Genomic DNA, 16,123 nt, shown 5'->3' with positions numbered 1-16,123 from the left:
CCTATGTCAACGGAGAGTGCGCAACTTCTGACAGTTGATCACCGAGTGGGATTCGATCAGCGTCGAGCGCGGCCGCGCAGCCCCGCTGCCGGGAGCTTCGCGGGGTCGTCGGCGACTTTGATATCTCAAACCTTTTGAGCGTGCACAACCATTTGCAGGTGTCATCCCGCGACCGCGCAGACTCAGGTTGCTGAAACGGCAACCCTCTGGCCCAAGTCCTGTCGTGCCGTGTGGAATTGTCTCCTCTTGGGAGGGTTGACAGTGAAACGAACACAACCGCACACTGGGGCACATCTTCCCGGCGGTGCATGGTCGCTCCTCTGGTCGAGCGGACCTTCTGCCGTCTCCTCACGGCGAAGGATGGTCCTATGCGTCGCATCGCTCGACTTGCCCCCGTACTGGCATTGCTTGCCGCGTCGCTCGCGGTCGGCGCCGGTCCTGCTGAGGCCGCGACCACGGCCATCACGGTGGACGGCGCGCAGAGCGGCCGGACGTTCGACGGGATCGGTGCGATCAGCGGCGGTGGCGGCAATTCGCGGCTGCTGGCCGACTATCCCGCCGCGCAGCAGTCACAGATCCTGGACTACATGTTCAAGCCCGGCTACGGCGCGAACCTGCAGTTGCTAAAGCTGGAGCTCGGCGGCGACGCCAACTCCACCGATGGCTCCGAGCCCTCCGTCGAGCATGCCAGGGGACAGATCAACTGCAACGCCGGCTACGAGTTCTGGCTGGCCGAGCAGGCGAAGGCACGCAACCCCAACATCGGCCTGTACGGCCTGGCCTGGACCGCACCCGGATGGATCAACGGCGGATTCTGGTCCACCGACACGATCAACTACCTGATCACCTGGCTGGGGTGCGCCAAGCAGCACGGCCTGAACATCAAGTACCTCGGCGGCTGGAACGAACGCGGCCATGACATGAACTGGTACGTCCAGCTGCGATCGGCGCTGAACAACGCCGGTTACAGCAGTATCCAGATCGTCGGCGACGACTCCGGCTGGAGCGTCGCGGACGACATGGCACGCAACGCGGCGTTCAACAACGCGGTGTCGATCGTCGGGGTGCACTACTCCTGCAACGGCGGCGACGGCGGCGACGCGACCTCCTGCCAGAGCACCCAGACCGGCCGGAATCTCGGCAAGCCCCTGTGGGACAGCGAGAACGGCTCCCAGGACATGAACACCGGCGCCCCCGCACTGATCCGGGCGATCACCCGCGGCTACGTCGACGCGAAGATGACCAGCTTCTTCAACTGGCCGCTGATCGCCGCGATCTACCCGAACCTGCCCTTCAGCACCGTCGGCCTGGCCACCGCCGGATCGCCGTGGTCGGGCAACTACACCATCGGGACCAGCACCTGGGCCACCGCGCAGGTCACCCAGTTCACCCAGCCCGGCTGGAAGTTCATCGACTCCGCCTCCGGCTACCTGGGCGGCGCGGAGTCCAACGGCACCTACGTCACCGTCAAATCCGGCACCGGCTCCGACTACTCCACCATCCTGGAAACCACGACGACCAACTCCGCGCAGACCGCCAACTTCCACATCCAGGGCGGTCTGTCCACCGGAACCGTCCACGTCTGGGCCACCAACGTCAACTCCCCCAGCGCGGCCACGTCCTTCGTCCACACCCAGGACATCACTCCCTCGGGCGGCTCGTATTCGCTGACGATGCAGCCGGGCTACGTCTACACCGTGACCACCACCACCGGTCAGGGCAAGGGCACCGCGACCGCACCCGCCGCCCACGGGCTCGCCCTGCCCTACAGCGACAACTTCGACGCCTACGGCAACGGGACCGAAGCGAAGTACCTGTCGGACATGCAGGGCTCCTTCGAGGTCCAACCCTGCACCGGCCGTCCCGGGCAGTGCGTCCAGCAGATGGCACCGGTCAAGCCGATCGAGTGGCAGGACGACTCCGACTCCTACTCGCTGATCGGCGACACCCGCTGGTCGAACTACACCGTCAGCTCCGACGTCCTGCTCCGCAGCGCCGGCACCACCGAGCTGCTCGGTCGCGCCAACACCCAGCTTCGCCCGCAGTCGCACATGAACGCGTACTACTTCCGGATCCGGGACACCGGGCAGTGGTGGATCGAGAAGATGTACACCGACGGCTCCAACCACACGCTGGCCACCGGCACCACCACCGCCCTGGGCACCGGCCAGTGGCACAACCTCGCCTTCACCTTCCAAGGCCCCACGATCAGCGCCAAGGTCGACGGCAAGCAGATCGGCTCGGTCACCGACAGCTCCTTCCAGTCCGGACAAGCCGGGCTGGGCATCCAGGGCTACCGCACCGACCAGTTCGACAACCTGTCCATCACCCCGGGTTCCGGTGGCACGGGCGGCACCGTGACCGGGCCCATCCCCTCCGCCCTGAACACCGCGAAGTGCCTCGACGACTACACCGCCTCCAGCACCGCCGGCGCCGTCGTCGACATCTGGGACTGCAACGGCTCGCCCGCCCAGCAGTGGACCGTCGGCAACAGTGCCGTCACCATCAACGGCCTGTGCCTGGACGTCGTGGGCAACGCCACCGCCAACGGCTCAGCGGTGGACCTGTGGACCTGCAACGGCGGCGGCAACCAGCAGTGGACCGTCAGCAACGGCACCCTGGTCAACCCCGCCTCCGGTCGCTGCCTCGACATCCCCGGGTTCGCCACCGCCAACGGGACAGCACTCGACATCTGGGACTGCAACGGCGGCGCCAACCAGAAGTGGAACTTCCCAGCCGCATCGTGAATCCACCCCGTCACACCGACCGAGGGAGCGAAACATGAGGTACCGGACGGCCATCGTAGCCGCCGCGCTCAGCGCGGGCGTGGTGTTGCCGGCTGCTCTCGACAGCGCCCGCGCCGCGCCTGCACCCGCGTCGTTGCGGGTGATGCCACTGGGTGATTCCATCACCTGGGGTGTCGGCAGCAGTACCGGTAACAGCTACCGAGGTGACCTGGCCACCCAGCTGTCCTCCGAAGGGCACGCGCTGGACTTCGTCGGCACACAGCGCAACGGCACCATGTCCGATCCGGACAACGAGGGCCACTCCGGCTGGCGGATCGACCAGATCGCCGGCATCGCCGGCTCCGTACTGGCCCAGTACCGGCCGAACGTCGTGACCTTGGAGATCGGCACCAACGACCTGAACCAGAACTACCAGGTGCCCACCGCCCCCGACCGGCTGCACGCCCTGATCGACCAGATCACGACAGCTGCACCCGACGCGACCGTGCTGGTCGGCACGGTGATCGTGTCCACCAGCTCCACCGAGGAGGCCAACCGGGCCGGGTTCAACCGGGCGGTCCCGGGCATCGTGCAGACCGAGCAGGCCGCCGGCAAGCACGTCCGGCTGGTCGACATGAGCGCGCTAACGGCCGGCGACCTGTCCGACTCGCTCCACCCCAATGACGGCGGCTACCAGAAGATGGCCACCGCTTTCAACGCCGGGATCCAGGCCGCCGACGCGGCCGGGTGGATCAAGGCACCCGTACCGGTCGGTGGCACCGGTCCCGTTCGCTCCGGAATCAGCGGCAAGTGCCTCGACGTCAACGGCGGCAACAGCGCCAACGGCACCGCAGCCCAGATCTGGACGTGCAACAACACCAGCGCGCAAACCTGGACTGCGTCCTCGGACGGCACGCTGCGCGCGCTCGGCAAGTGCCTCGACGTCTCCGGCGCGGCCACCGCGAACGGCAGGAAGGTCGCGGTCTGGGACTGCAACGGCGGTGGCAACCAGCAGTGGCAGCCGTACAACCGCGGCTACCGCAACCCGGCTTCCGGCCGCTGCCTCGACGACCCCGCCTCCTCCACCACCGACGGCACCCAGGTCGTGATCTGGGACTGCAACGGCGGCGCAAACCAGCAGTGGTCCACCCCCTGATCCGACAACCAGCCAGAGGAAACCATGATCCCCCCGGACGCGCCGAAACGATGGTCAACGTGGGCAGCAGCCGCCCTGCTCAGCCTGACGCTGCTGATCCCGTTCTCCGCCAACGCAAACGCCGCACCGAGCCCGGCGGCCAGGAGCATCTCGGTGCTCATGCAGTCCTACAACTCGAACACCGGACGCATCGGCAGCGACTGGTGGACATCCGCAGTGTCCCTGAGCACCGTGATGACCTACCGCCAAGCCACCGGCGACACCCAGTACGACTACGCGATCTCCGGCGCCTACGCCAAGAACAGCAACTTCACCAACGACTACATCGACGACACCGGCTGGTGGAGCCTGGTCTGGCTGCAAGCCTACGACGTCACCGGCAACACCAGCTATCTCACCATGGCGAAGACGACCGCCAACTACATGCACAACTACTGGGACAGCCAATGCGGTGGCGGCGTCTACTGGAGCACCGCCAAAACCTACAAAGCCGCCATCGCCAACGAACTCTTCCTCGCTGTCACCGCCGGGCTGCACAACCGCATCCCTGGCGACACCACCTACCTGGGGTGGGCGAACCAGGAATGGAACTGGTTCACCGGCTCCGGTCTCATCAGCGGCAACCTCGTCCGCGACGGCATCGCCGTCGCTGGCTGCGGTTTCCACACCGCGAACTACACCTACAACCAGGGTGTCGTCCTCCAAGGACTCGCCGAGCTCAACCGCGCCACCGGTAACAGCTCCCTGCTGAGCACGGCGAAATCCATCGCCACCGCAGCCACGCAGCACTTCAGCAAAGGCGGAGTCCTCTACGAAGGCTGCGAACCCGACTGCGCCGGCGACGGCCAAGCCTTCAAAGGCATCTTCGCCCGCTACCTCCGTGCCCTCGCCAACGCCACGGGAAGCACTCAATACGACTCCTTCCTGACCACCACCGCCAACTCCATCCTCGCCAACGACACCACCAGCGCGGGCCAGCAGGGCAATTCCTTCGTCGGCCCCTTCGCCCTCTGGTCCCCCACCACCCAGGCCAGTGCCGCCGCGACTCTCGTCGCGGCCAAAGCCACCGCCGCGACCAGCACCCCCGGCCTCCTGCGTGGACAGGGATCCGGCAGATGCGCCGACGTGCCCGGCGCGACCCGGACCAACGGCACCCAGATCGCGCTGTGGGACTGCAACGGCGACGCCAACCAGACCTGGACCACCACACCCTCGGGGCAGCTGACTGTCTACGGCACCAAGTGCCTCGACGTCAACGGCGCGAGCACGGCCGACGGTGCCGCAGTGCAGATCTGGGACTGCAACAACGGCGGCAACCAGCAGTGGACGATCCGGTCCGACGGCACGGTGGTCAACACCGCCTCCGGCAAGTGCCTGGACGCCACCGCCGGCGGCACGGCGAACGGGACGCCGCTGGAAATCTGGACCTGCACCGGCGGCGCCAACCAGAAATGGATCACCTCGTGATCCAGGCAGTCCGCACCTGACCTCCCTCCCTTCCCCTCTCCACCCCCGCAAGGAGCAACGCGTGTTCGGTCATGCCCTGTCCCAACGAAAGCTGCGGCGACTGCCGGCGATCCTCGTGTCGGTCACCGTGCTGACCGCTCCGTTGCTGACCACCCCCGGTACCGCGTCGGCGGCCACCGGCACTCCGATCACCGGCACGGCCTCCGGCCGGTGCCTGGACGTCGTCGGCCAGAGCACGGCGTCCGGAGCCGGCATCAACATCTACGACTGCAACGGCAACGCCAACCAGGCGTGGACCTTCACTTCGGCCGGCGAACTGCGGGTATACGACAGCCCGATGTGCCTGGACGTCGCCGGTCAGAGCACCACCGCCGGCGCCAAGCTGCAGATCTACGCCTGTAACGGCGGCGCCAACCAGCAGTGGAAGATCAACGGCAACGGCACCATCACCGGAGTGCAGTCCGGGCTGTGCCTCGACGTGGTCGGCGCGGGCACGGCGAACAGCACCCTGGTGGACTTGTGGACCTGCAACGGCAGGGCCAACCAGCAGTGGAGGACCACCGCGGGTGACAGTCAGCCGCCTTCGGTTCCGGGCAACGCCCGGATCAGTGACCTGGCGTGTGACTCCGTCACGTTCGCGTGGAACGCCGCCGGCGACAACGTGGGCGTGGCCTTCTACGACGTCTACCACGACGGTCAGCTCATCAAGTCGGTCAGTGGCAGCACCCTGTCCACCAGCCTGACCGTGGTCCCGGGAGTCACGTGGGGGCTCTACGTCAACGCCCGTGACGCCGCGGGAAACGTCTCGCAGGCGAGTTCCACGGTGCCGGTCACGCCACCGCAATGCCAGGCCGACACCCAGCCGCCGACCGCACCGGGCTCGCTCACCGGGACCGTCTCCGGCACCACCGTCACCCTGAGGTGGTCGGCTTCCACCGACAACGTCGCGGTCAAATTCTACGACATCTACCGTGGCACCACCCGAGCGGGCACGGTGACCGCCAACGGGACGACCCCGCCGGCCACGACGTTCACCGACAGCGGTCTCGCCGCGAACACGGCGTTCACCTACTACGTGGTGGCGCGTGACGCGCAGGCCAACGTGTCCGCGCACAGCAACACCGTCTCGCTCACCACCGGTTCCGCGTGCGGCAACCCCGTGTGCGCGGTCACGCAGATCGCCACGGACACCGACATCCCCTGGGGCCTGGCCACGCTGCCCGACGGCACCATCCTGTACAACCGCCGCGACGCCCAGAACATCATCCACCTCAACCCCGCCACCGGCGCCAAGACCGATGTCGGCACCGTCCCCAACGTGCAGAGCACCGACGGCGAGGGCGGCCTGACCGGTCTGGCCATCTCCTCCACCTACGCCAGCGACCACTGGCTCTACATCATGCACACCTCACCGACCGACAACCGGATCGTGCGCATCAAGCTCGAGAACGGCAGGCTCAACACCGGCACGGAGCAGGTTCTCCTCAGCGGCATCCTACGCAACAAGTTCCACGACGGCGGCCGGCTGCGCTTCGGTCCCGACGGCAAGCTCTACGCCAGCACCGGTGACGCCCAGAACGGCGACAACGCGCAGAACAGGAACAGCCTCAACGGCAAGATCCTGCGCCTGAACCCCGACGGCACCGTTCCCTCGGACAACCCGTTCGGCAACTACGTGTGGAGCTACGGCCACCGCAACCCCCAGGGCCTGGCGTTCGACTCCCAGGGCCGGCTGTGGGAGCAGGAGTTCGGCAACGCGGTCATGGACGAGACAAACCTCATCACCAAGGGCGGCAACTACGGCTGGCCGGCGTGCGAAGGAACCTCCGGGACGTGCGGCACCGCCGGCTTCATCGCTCCCAAACAGACCTACCCCACCGCCGACGGCTCCTGCTCCGGCATCGCCATCGTGCGGGACGTGCTTTACGTCGCCTGCGAACGCGGCACCCGCATGTACCGCGAAGTCATCAGCGGCAGCGACCTGACCAACGTGCAGACCTACTTCAACGGCACCTACGGCAGGCTGCGCACCGTGGAACCCGCTCCCGACGGTGGCCTGTGGCTGACCACGAGCAACAACGGCGACAAGGACAGCATTCCGAACAACAGCAACGAAAGAATCTTCCACGTCGCCCTCGGCTGAAAGGTGAGGACGTATGAACCGCACCAGCCCCCTGTCGGGCATCGTCATTGCGGCGGTCACCATCCTGTCCGGGTCGGCCGCCGCAGACGCCGGCAGCCCGGCAGGCCCGGCATCGAGCGCCGCGGCCGCCGTGTTCAACGTCAGGGACTACGGGGCCGTGGGCGACGGCCACGTCAACGACAGCCCCGCCATCGCCAAGGCGATCACCGCGGCGAATGCCGCAGGCGGTGGCACGGTGGAGTTCCCCGCCGGCACCTACAAGTCCAAGAACACCGTCCACCTCAAGAGCAACGTGACGATCCAGCTCGACGCCGGGTCCACCGTCCTGGGCTCGGTCGCCGACACCTACGACGCCTCCGAACCCAACGCCAACGACAGGTACCAGGACTACGGACACAGCCACTTCCACGACGCCATGTTCTACGGCGACAACGTGACCAACATCGGCTTCACCGGCTCCGGCACCATCGACGGCGGCGGCTACCTGGTCACCGCCACCAGAAATCCGGGCGCAGGTGAAGCCGACAAGATCATCTCACTGACTCGTTGCAAGAACCTCGTCCTCAGCGGCGTCACCCTCCGCCGCGGCGGCCACTTCGCCGCACTGATCAACGACTGCGACAACGTCGTCTCCGACCACCTCACCATCGACACCGCCGGCGACCAGGACGGCTGGAACATCATCTCCACCACCAACGTCACCGTCACCAACGCGAACATCTCCGCCAACGACGACGCGCTGGTCTTCAAGAGCGACTACGCTCTCGGCGCCAAGCTCTCCAACGGACACGTCACGGTGACCAACTCGACGCTCTCGGCCCGGTGCTGCAACGCGCTGATGTTCGGCTCCGAAACCTGCGGCGACTTCACCGACTACCAGTTCCAAGGCATCAAGATCACCGGCGCCGGCAAATCCGGCCTCGGCATGGTTTCCATGGACGGCGCCACCATCTCCGACGTCCACTACCGCGACATCACCATGACCGGCGTCCGCTCACCGATCTTCCAGAAGATCGGAACCAGAAAGCGCTGCGGCAACAATCCCGGCGTCGGCCACATCAGCAACATCACCTACGACAACATCACCGCGACCGGCAGCAACCCCAGCCTCACCCCGACCCTGTGGGGTGAATCCGGCAGCAACCACATCAGCGGAGCGACCTTCACCAACGTCACCATCACCGTCCCCGGCGGCAGCCCGGCCATCGCCACCACGCCGCCCAGCGACAACGCCACCGGATACGACCCCACCAGCATCGGCACCCGGCCCGCGTACGGCTGGTACCTCCACAACGCCGACAACGTCCGCTTCACCGGCTCGTCGGTGAGGTTCGCGACCGACGACAACCGTCCCGCGGTGATCGCCTACGGCGGCGGTCCTGTTGCCTTCGACCATTTCATGGCACAGCGCGGTAGCGGCAGCGCCTACGACATCGGTTTCCAGACCGTCAACGGCTACTGCATCGGCGACAGCACGAACACCAGCGGCGGCGCTCTCCGCGTCAACGCCACGGGATCCACGCAGAACTGCGGGTCCGCGTGATCCAGAGCCAGCAGAGGAGAGTCATGCGAAAACGTGCACTGGTCGCGACGATTGCGTTGGCAGCGTCGCTGTCGATCTCGAACCTCACAACGGCGTCACCGGCGCTGGCCTCCGACAACGGCGCGTCCCCGACACCGCCGGCTGGGTGGAGCAGTTGGAGCTTCCTGATGCGCAGCCCGACCGAGGCCAAGGTGAAGGCGCAAGCGAAAGGCATGTCGGACGCTGGCCTGGTCGCCAAGGGCTTCCAGTACATCAACCTTGACGACTACTACATCCTCAACCCCGGCACCACCGTGGACCAGTACGGGCGCTGGGCGGTCGACACCGCCAAGTTCCCCAGCGGCATGAGGGCCCTCGGGGACTACGTCCACGGCCTCGGCGAGAAGTTCGGCATGTACGTCACCCCCGGAATCCCGGTCGCGGCGTACAATCAGAATACCCCGATCCAAGGGACCTCCTTCCACGCCCGCGACATCGTTTCCGACACCAGCCGGTACGAGTCGAACTACGGTGGCTTCGGCAACGTCATGTACTTCATCGACTACAACAAGAACCCGGCCGCGGCGCAGGCATTCCTGAACTCGTGGGCCAATCTCTTCTCCTCTTACGGCGTCGACTACATCAAGATCGACGGCGTGCACACCAGCGACCAGGACGACGTCAAACACTGGTCGGACGCTCTGCGTCAAACCGGGCGGACCATCCACTACGGACTGTCCAACACGCTGGACTTCGGCAACGTCGACACCTGGCGGCGATACGCCAACAGCTGGCGGATCAGTGGCGACATCGAGTGCTACTGCTCGACCCTGACCCACTGGGGGATGATCCGTTCGCGCTGGGCCGACCTGCCGAAGTGGGCGCCCTACGCCGGGCCGGGTGCCTGGAACGACCCCGACTCGCTCGAGGTCGGCAACGGCACGGCCACCGGCCTCACGCCGGCCGAGCGGCAGAGCCAGCTCACCCTGTGGGCGATCTCCAAGGCTCCGCTGCTGCTCGGTGTGGACATGACCCACTTCGATGCCGGTGACCTCGGCATGCTGAAGAACGACGAGGTCCTCGCCGTCGACCGGGACGGCGGTCGTCCGGCCACCCCGGTCTCCCAGGCCACCCAGCAGCAGGTCTGGCGTTCTCCGAAGAACTCGGACGGCAGCTACACGGTCGCGATGTTCAACCTGGGCGACGACACCGCCACGATCACCGCCAACTGGTCCGACCTCGGCTTCACCGGCAACGCCACGGTCCGGAACCTCTGGGCCAGGGCAGACGCGGGTACGTCCAGCAACTCGGTCTCGCGCAGCCTGGTTAGCCACGAATCGGCGCTGTTCAAGGTCATCCCCAGTGCGGGCAGCACCCCGCTGGGCGGTCCGCTCACGAGCGCCAATTCGGGTCGTTGCGCGGACGTTCCGGGCGGCACGACCGTGAACGGCACGCAGCTCGCGGTGTGGGACTGCAACGGGGGCGAGAACCAGAAGGTCGCCTATAGCACCTCGGCCAAGACCCTCAAGGTCCTGACCAAGTGCTTCGACGCACACGGCGGCGGGACGGTCTCCGGCACGCACGTCGAGCTCTACGACTGCAACGGCGGCGCCAACCAGCAGTGGAACACTAACTCCGACGGCACGATCACCGGCGTTCAATCCGGGCTCTGCCTCGACGTCTCGGGGACGGTGAACCCCAACGGATCCGGCATCCAGCTGTGGGCCTGCAACGGCGGAGCCAATCAGCGCTGGACCCTGGGCACCGGAACCCGCGTCCCGTAAGCCACAGGTACAACAACGGTTCTCAGCCCCGGCACCGGCGCGGGCCACGCCCAACCCCACGGGGTCGGGACGTCGGCGGTCGGTACGAAGCGACCGCCGACGTCCCAGATGACCACGTGGGTGAGGCGGGCCAGCTGGTAGCGGGTCAGGATCCGGTGCACCGTGGAGGGGTTGAGGCCGAGCAGGTACGCGATCCGGGCGGGTCCCCACCGGCGGATGACGCGAACTTTGATGACGCGCCGCTCGGTCCGCGTCGGTGTCCGGGCCGGACTGGTGCGCGGGCGGCTGGACCGGTCGGTCATGCCGGCTTCGCCGAGGTCGCGGTAGCGGCCGGCCCATCGGGCGGCGGTGGAGACCGACACCTGGAACCGTTCCGCGGTCCGTCGCAGCGGCCAGCTGTCCTCGACGACACAGCGGGCCAGACGGAGTCTGCCGGTCGGAGTCAGGGGTGCGTTAGCGTGGGTCACGAGGGCCTCCAGGGCAGTCGGTGCAGATGTCGCAATCCACACCGAACCCGGAAGCTCTCCCTCATACCAAGATCATTCGATCACGTGTCACCACGATCGCAACCTCCCCGAGCAGTACAGCTAGCGCTCATGCTTGTGTTCGCGACGACTGTGGTCATCCAACTGCGGCTTGCGGTCGAGAAGCCGTTTGCAGGAGCGTAAGAGCCGGTGGGCCCGCCTTTTGATGGTGCTCTGCGGTACCCCGAGCCGCCGGGCGACGTCGGCGGCCGAGCGGTCCTGGACGAACATCAGCCGCCGCAGCCTCCAGTCGCCGCAGCCTCCAGTCGTCGCCGCTTAGGGTTGTGACCACCTTCGCGATCCCGACCTGGTCGGCCGCCGCTGATCCCGGATGGTCCGGGGCGACGGTGGTCGATGCCGTCCGCCGCTGAACACGTCCAAGAGTCGAGGACGTCGGCGGGTCGGGGCGGGTGCTGCCGGTCAGGGGCGCGTGTGGATCCCGATGCCGCCGGAGACGGCGATGTTGTTGCCGGTGATGTGGGCGGCCGCGTCCGAGGCGAGGAAGGCGACGGCCTCGGCGATGTCCGCGGGGGCGCCTACGCGGCCGAGCGGGATATCGCGAGCCCAGGAGTCGACCACCTCTTGGGGGATGCCCATCTTGGCGTAGGCAGGAGTGGACAGCCCTGGACTGACGGCGTTGACCCGGATGCGGCGGGGTGCGAGTTCGAGGGCGAGCGACCGCATGAGGGGCAGCAGCGCGCCCTTGGCGGCGGTCATGGCGGCGCCGAGTCCTTCGCCCGCACCCACTGTGAACACCACGCTGGCTTCCTCGTTCATGATGGGAAGCGCGGTCTTCAGGGTGAAGAAATTGCCTTTGACGTTGATGTCGAACAGGGCGTCGAAGGCGTCTTCGTCGGTCGACTCGATCGGTCCCGGACGCGAGATTCCGGCGTTGAGGAAGAGGACATCGAGCGTGCCCAGGTGTTCGCGGGCGCGATCGATCGCCCTTTCGATATCGGTCAATGAGCCGGCATTGGCTTCGACGGCCGCGATGCCATCGGGTAGCCCGGCATGGGCGAGGTCGCCGAGGCCGGTGACCATCACCCGGTAGCCGCGTGAGTGCAGTAGCTCCGCGGTGCTCTTGCCGATGCCGCTGGTTCCGCCGGTGATGAGCGCTGTCTTGGGGGTCACGGTTGTCTCCTTGCTGATGACGGACGCCGCCGTCATGCCTATCGGTCGAGATGAAAGTGATGCGTGAGGGAATGGAACGTTCAAGTCGCTCGGAGCGCGCTTTGCCGCCGAGTGCCAGGGTCAAGAGCGGGAATCTTCGATCAAGGCGCTCATCACCAGGTCTGAAAGCATCGCCGTGCGCTCGAGGTGGTGACTTTCCTCAAGGAGACCGGTCGTGAGCAGCGCGTAGGACAGTTCGTGCTCGGGATCGACCCAGAACCCGGTGGAGCCCGCGCCCATGTGCCCGAAGGTGCCCGGCGAGTTCAGCACCCCGAACGGTCCCGGGCTGATCCCTTCGCCGCGTACGCGGAAACCGAGGCCGATGTTGTCGGGAAATCGGTGCCATCCGCGAGCGGTGAGAATGGGATCCCAAACCGTGTTGGGCTTGTCCCCCACCCAGTTTCGGGCGGCCATCCGGATCGTGGCCGGCGCGAGCAACCGGATGCCGTCGAGCTCGCCACCCCGGCGCAGCATCTCGGCGAAACGATGAATGTCGCCGATCGTGGTGAGCCCGCCCGCGGCAGGGAACTCGGCACCGGGCGCGAGGATGACCTCTTCCACGAGTGGCTCGATGACAGCGGCCGGAAACGCGTCGAACGAGACTCGTTGTGCAGCCCTGACCGGGCAAACCCGGGTCGCGAGATCCGCGCGCATGCCGAGACTGGTATCGAACATCTCCAGCGGCTGGAAGACCTCATCGCGGAGCATGTCCGAGTAGCTGCGCCCACGTCCGTCGACTCGCAGGCACATCGCCGCGATGATCGAGTGGGCCACCAGCATCGAGTAGCTGACCCGCTCCCCGGGGCGGCATTCCGCCGGGAGATTGCCGAGCAGGTCAACGAGTCTTTCGATGTTGCCAAGCACCTCCGGCCCGACGTTGGGAACGCCTGACATGATCCCGCCGGTATGGGTCAGCAGGTGGAAGAGCGTGATCGTTTCCTTCCCGAACCTGCCGAACTCGGGAAGTGTGTCCGCAGCGGGACTGTGCAGCCGGAGAAGCCCTCGTTCGACCAGGCCCAGGACGAGCACTGTCGTGAACGGTTTGCACGCCGACATGGTCACGAAAACGGACTCAGGGCCGAGGCGTCGACCCGTGGCCTTCTCCGCGTAGCCGCCCACGAAATCAACCACCACCTGGCCGCGCCAGCTGACCCGCATCGCCGCACCGTGAATGAAGCCCGAATCGATCTGCTCGTTGAGCACACCGCTCAGTCGAAGCAAGCGCTCGGCATCGAAGCCTCGATGCCGCACATCGTCGATGGTCACGTGCCGCCTCCTCTCGGTCCGTGCGCTCGCATGGACCCGTTGAAGTCACGCTACGCCTTCTTGGCAGAGACTGCCAAGTTGTCTGCATGTGACAGGTTGTCAGACTGCGCTATCCTGGCCGGTATGACGCAGCGTGGGCCGCAGAGCGGGGTCTCAGGGCCCACTCTTCGGGACCGGAACCGGCGACGGGTGGCCCAGGAGATCCTGCAGACGGCGCTGCACCTGTTCGCCGAGCACGGCTACGAGGAAACCTCGATCGCTCTCATCGCTCGCGAGGCCGGCGTCTCCGAGCGCACCGTCTTCCGCTACTTCGGCACCAAGGAAGACCTCGTCGGCGGTGACCAGCACGAGTTCGCGCGGATCCTGGCCGACGCTGTCGACGATCACTCCGCAGACGCTGACGTCTGGGCGGCACTACGGGCCGGGATCGCTGCCGTGCAGGCCCTGCACAGCAGCCGCGAGGACGCTCTGGAACGATTCCGTCTCCTGCACGCGACCGCAGCACTGCGCGCCGGCTGGCTCGAGAAACGCCTGCGGATTCAGGAGGAGCTGCTCCCGCTCGTGACGGCACGGCTGGGTCCTGCCGGAGAGGCAACCGAGCTCACCGCACGCGCAGTGATCGCGACGGTGTTCGCGTGCTTGGACGCCGCATCGACGACCTGGGTCGCACGCGACGGCCAAGGCGAAATCATGGACTTGTACGACGAGTGCGTCGCGACCGTAAGAGGCCTCTCCGCTCGGGCCGATCAGTCCGAGGAATCGGACTGACAGCACCCCCGTGCGTTCAGCGATGCCCGTCCGTGGCGGTTGAAGCGGGCTCTGGGTGAGCCGGACTTCATCGCGTGTTCCGCTTCCTCAGTCTGGACAGGGTGTCAAGGTCAGCTCTCGCGTCGGCTCGGCCCGGCATGCAACGAACGACGCACCGACGCGACTGACGTCCGCTCATGCCGCTGACCGCGTAGTGACGCAGCCGGCCGCATCGCTGAGCGTGGCCGGTGTGCCGATGAGCGCCCGCCCCCGCCTGTTGGACCCACACGCAAGGCAGGATCCCGCGGGTCATGGTTCCGGGTTCGGGTCCGACAGTCGCCACCACAGCCGGCGCCTGACTGGCGGTTGCGGTAAGAGAGCACGTACGTGCTCGGGGATCTGCGCGCCGGCTGCGGCAGCCTCGACGTACGCCTTGGCGCCTTGCGCTCCGAGGTCGGGTGCGGACGCACGCACAAGCCGGAGTGCGTCGAGGCGCTGACCGGAATCGAGCAGCTCAGTGATCCGAGACCGTAGGGGGTCATCACGCTCAAGCCCGCGAACCTGCTCGAGATAGTCCTCGATCCACTCACCGCCTTCCAGGTCAGCGGTCGCATGCACGGTGTGCAAACTGGCGTCCACCCCGTCGACCAGGAAGGGCCCGTGGCCTACCACCATGTCAATGAACTCGCGGGTACGTACATAGCGCTCACCTTGGCCGCTGATCAGCCAGCCAAGCCGGTGTGGACGGACGTCCATGATCACCATCCTCGGCTGGCCCTGTGCCGGCCACCCGGCCAGATGCCGCTCCACGATCTGGACGGCCCACGCCTTCGACACCATGGCAGGAGGCTATGGGACAGAGTGTGGGCGACCCAGCCCGGCCACGATCCACCCCAAGGCTCAACTGGCGGACGCCGCGCGTGCGCGCATCCGCCCCAGAATCGCATCCGGTGCTCGCTCATGCCGATGAGGCCATGAGACCGGAACCCCGGCACTCCGCGATGGTGGATCCGCGGCCCCTGCCACATCCGGAGCCTGAGCGAAAATGGGTGGAAGGTACGGCGGCGATTCGGCACGCTCGACGTGTGGACGGATCAGCATCGCCCGATCCGCTGGCAGCAGTGCTGCAGATTGCGTCACGGCGCGCGGATCCCGGGTTGATCAGCGCTCTTGTCGAAGCGGCCCGAACGAATCCGGCGGACACCGCGCTGCGTGGCGTGGCCGAGTCCGCTCTCGCAGCGAGGGTTGAACGAGAGGACATCATCCGAGCGTGCGAGGCCGCTCGTCTGGAGATCCGGACATCAGCCGGCTACAGCAGGCAGTACGAGGACCCCGCCGAAGATCATGTGCTGGACCTCATGGATTGCCTCACCGGATGGTGCCACCCGAACGATCGCCTCTGAGCCTCGAACGCACTCTCATGCCGCAGTGAGGTCATCTTTCGAGGTTCACCCGCCGCGCCTGCCCCGCCGCCGGGAAGCCGGCCCCGAGCTTGACGTGGAGCGCGCTCGAGGTCTTAGCGTCGGCGGTGTTCGTCAGTCCGCGTCGACGCCGCGCCGTCCGGGTGGTCGCGGTGACACAGAGGTGGCCATATTCGGTCGTTCGTTAACCCGTTCGA

12 protein-coding genes and 1 pseudogene are annotated in these 16,123 nt (G+C 66.7%); 8 read left to right on the top strand and 5 right to left on the bottom strand.

Translation table 11 applies throughout. The features are described 5' to 3' along the window. The first annotated feature begins 368 nt into the window (after positions 1–368). The 6 genes from ACLJPY_RS45740 to ACLJPY_RS45715 all read left to right on the top strand — a co-directional run bounded on the left by ACLJPY_RS45740 (position 369) and on the right by ACLJPY_RS45715 (position 10,798). Positions 369–2,747 carry an RICIN domain-containing protein gene (locus tag ACLJPY_RS45740; RefSeq protein ID WP_410597259.1) on the top strand — a complete coding sequence of 793 codons (2,379 nt, stop codon included), beginning with the start codon at positions 369–371 and terminating at the stop codon, positions 2,745–2,747. Between the two features lie 34 nt (positions 2,748–2,781). Next, positions 2,782–3,882: a ricin-type beta-trefoil lectin domain protein gene (locus tag ACLJPY_RS45735; RefSeq protein WP_410597258.1), complete on the top strand. Its 1,101-nt coding sequence runs from the start codon at positions 2,782–2,784 to the stop codon at positions 3,880–3,882. Positions 3,883–3,906: 24 nt separating this feature from the next. Further along, the gene (locus ACLJPY_RS45730; protein ID WP_410597257.1) at positions 3,907–5,349 is read left to right on the top strand and encodes a glycoside hydrolase family 76 protein; all 1,443 of its coding nucleotides are present in this window, start codon (positions 3,907–3,909) and stop codon (positions 5,347–5,349) included. Positions 5,350–5,491: 142 nt separating this feature from the next. Further along, positions 5,492–7,492 (top strand): PQQ-dependent sugar dehydrogenase, encoded by a 2,001-nt coding sequence (locus ACLJPY_RS45725; RefSeq protein WP_410597317.1) that lies wholly within the window; start codon positions 5,492–5,494, stop codon positions 7,490–7,492. A gap of 13 nt (positions 7,493–7,505) precedes the next feature. Then, on the top strand, positions 7,506–9,035 hold the full coding sequence (locus tag ACLJPY_RS45720; protein WP_410597256.1) for a glycoside hydrolase family 28 protein: 1,530 nt from the start codon (positions 7,506–7,508) through the stop codon (positions 9,033–9,035). A 23-nt stretch (positions 9,036–9,058) separates the two neighbouring features. Beyond that, positions 9,059–10,798 (top strand): glycoside hydrolase family 27 protein, encoded by a 1,740-nt coding sequence (locus ACLJPY_RS45715; protein WP_410597255.1) that lies wholly within the window; start codon positions 9,059–9,061, stop codon positions 10,796–10,798. A gap of 122 nt (positions 10,799–10,920) precedes the next feature. On the opposite strand, the pseudogene ACLJPY_RS45710 reads toward ACLJPY_RS45715, so the two are convergent. From ACLJPY_RS45710 to ACLJPY_RS45695, 4 genes and pseudogenes are all read right to left on the bottom strand, one after another. Further along, a pseudogene (locus ACLJPY_RS45710) lies at positions 10,921–11,265 on the bottom strand (helix-turn-helix domain-containing protein); the annotation flags it as partial. A gap of 120 nt (positions 11,266–11,385) precedes the next feature. Further along, a complete protein-coding gene (locus tag ACLJPY_RS45705; protein ID WP_410597254.1) occupies positions 11,386–11,553 on the bottom strand; it encodes a sigma factor-like helix-turn-helix DNA-binding protein in 168 nt (55 codons plus the stop codon). 189 nt (positions 11,554–11,742) lie between these two features. Then, the gene (locus ACLJPY_RS45700; protein ID WP_410597253.1) at positions 11,743–12,453 is read right to left on the bottom strand and encodes an SDR family NAD(P)-dependent oxidoreductase; all 711 of its coding nucleotides are present in this window, start codon (positions 12,451–12,453) and stop codon (positions 11,743–11,745) included. 120 nt (positions 12,454–12,573) lie between these two features. Then, positions 12,574–13,758: a serine hydrolase domain-containing protein gene (locus tag ACLJPY_RS45695; RefSeq protein WP_410597252.1), complete on the bottom strand. Its 1,185-nt coding sequence runs from the start codon at positions 13,756–13,758 to the stop codon at positions 12,574–12,576. 189 nt (positions 13,759–13,947) lie between these two features. Between ACLJPY_RS45695 and ACLJPY_RS45690 the strand changes: the two genes are divergently transcribed. Next, positions 13,948–14,526, top strand: coding sequence for a TetR/AcrR family transcriptional regulator (locus tag ACLJPY_RS45690; RefSeq protein ID WP_410597251.1), 579 nt, complete (start codon positions 13,948–13,950; stop codon positions 14,524–14,526). 288 nt (positions 14,527–14,814) lie between these two features. On the opposite strand, the gene ACLJPY_RS45685 is transcribed toward ACLJPY_RS45690, so the two are convergent. Then, complete coding sequence (locus ACLJPY_RS45685) at positions 14,815–15,345, bottom strand: YrhB domain-containing protein (protein WP_410597250.1); 531 nt, start codon at positions 15,343–15,345, stop codon at positions 14,815–14,817. A gap of 245 nt (positions 15,346–15,590) precedes the next feature. On the opposite strand from ACLJPY_RS45685, the gene ACLJPY_RS45680 reads away from it, so the two are divergent. After that, a complete protein-coding gene (locus ACLJPY_RS45680) occupies positions 15,591–15,908 on the top strand; it encodes a hypothetical protein (protein WP_410597249.1) in 318 nt (105 codons plus the stop codon). The last annotated feature ends 215 nt before the right edge of the window (positions 15,909–16,123 follow it).

The organism is Amycolatopsis sp. lyj-23, from assembly GCF_046549135.1.
In the GTDB taxonomy this organism is placed as follows: Bacteria; Actinomycetota; Actinomycetes; order Mycobacteriales; family Pseudonocardiaceae; genus Amycolatopsis.
This window is presented reverse-complemented; position numbering and strand designations above follow the sequence as displayed.

What these genes read in the sequence shown, in the direction of transcription:
- ACLJPY_RS45735 (WP_410597258.1), top strand. Translation starts at nt 2,782, where the DNA reads ATGAGGTACCGGACGGCCATCGTAGCCGCCGCGCTCAGCGCGGGCGTG.
- ACLJPY_RS45720 (WP_410597256.1), top strand. Translation starts at nt 7,506, where the DNA reads ATGAACCGCACCAGCCCCCTGTCGGGCATCGTCATTGCGGCGGTCACC.
- ACLJPY_RS45685 (WP_410597250.1), bottom strand. Translation starts at nt 15,345, where the DNA reads ATGGTGTCGAAGGCGTGGGCCGTCCAGATCGTGGAGCGGCATCTGGCC.
- ACLJPY_RS45705 (WP_410597254.1), bottom strand. Translation starts at nt 11,553, where the DNA reads ATGTTCGTCCAGGACCGCTCGGCCGCCGACGTCGCCCGGCGGCTCGGG.
- ACLJPY_RS45715 (WP_410597255.1), top strand. Translation starts at nt 9,059, where the DNA reads ATGCGAAAACGTGCACTGGTCGCGACGATTGCGTTGGCAGCGTCGCTG.
- ACLJPY_RS45740 (WP_410597259.1), top strand. Translation starts at nt 369, where the DNA reads ATGCGTCGCATCGCTCGACTTGCCCCCGTACTGGCATTGCTTGCCGCG.
- ACLJPY_RS45730 (WP_410597257.1), top strand. Translation starts at nt 3,907, where the DNA reads ATGATCCCCCCGGACGCGCCGAAACGATGGTCAACGTGGGCAGCAGCC.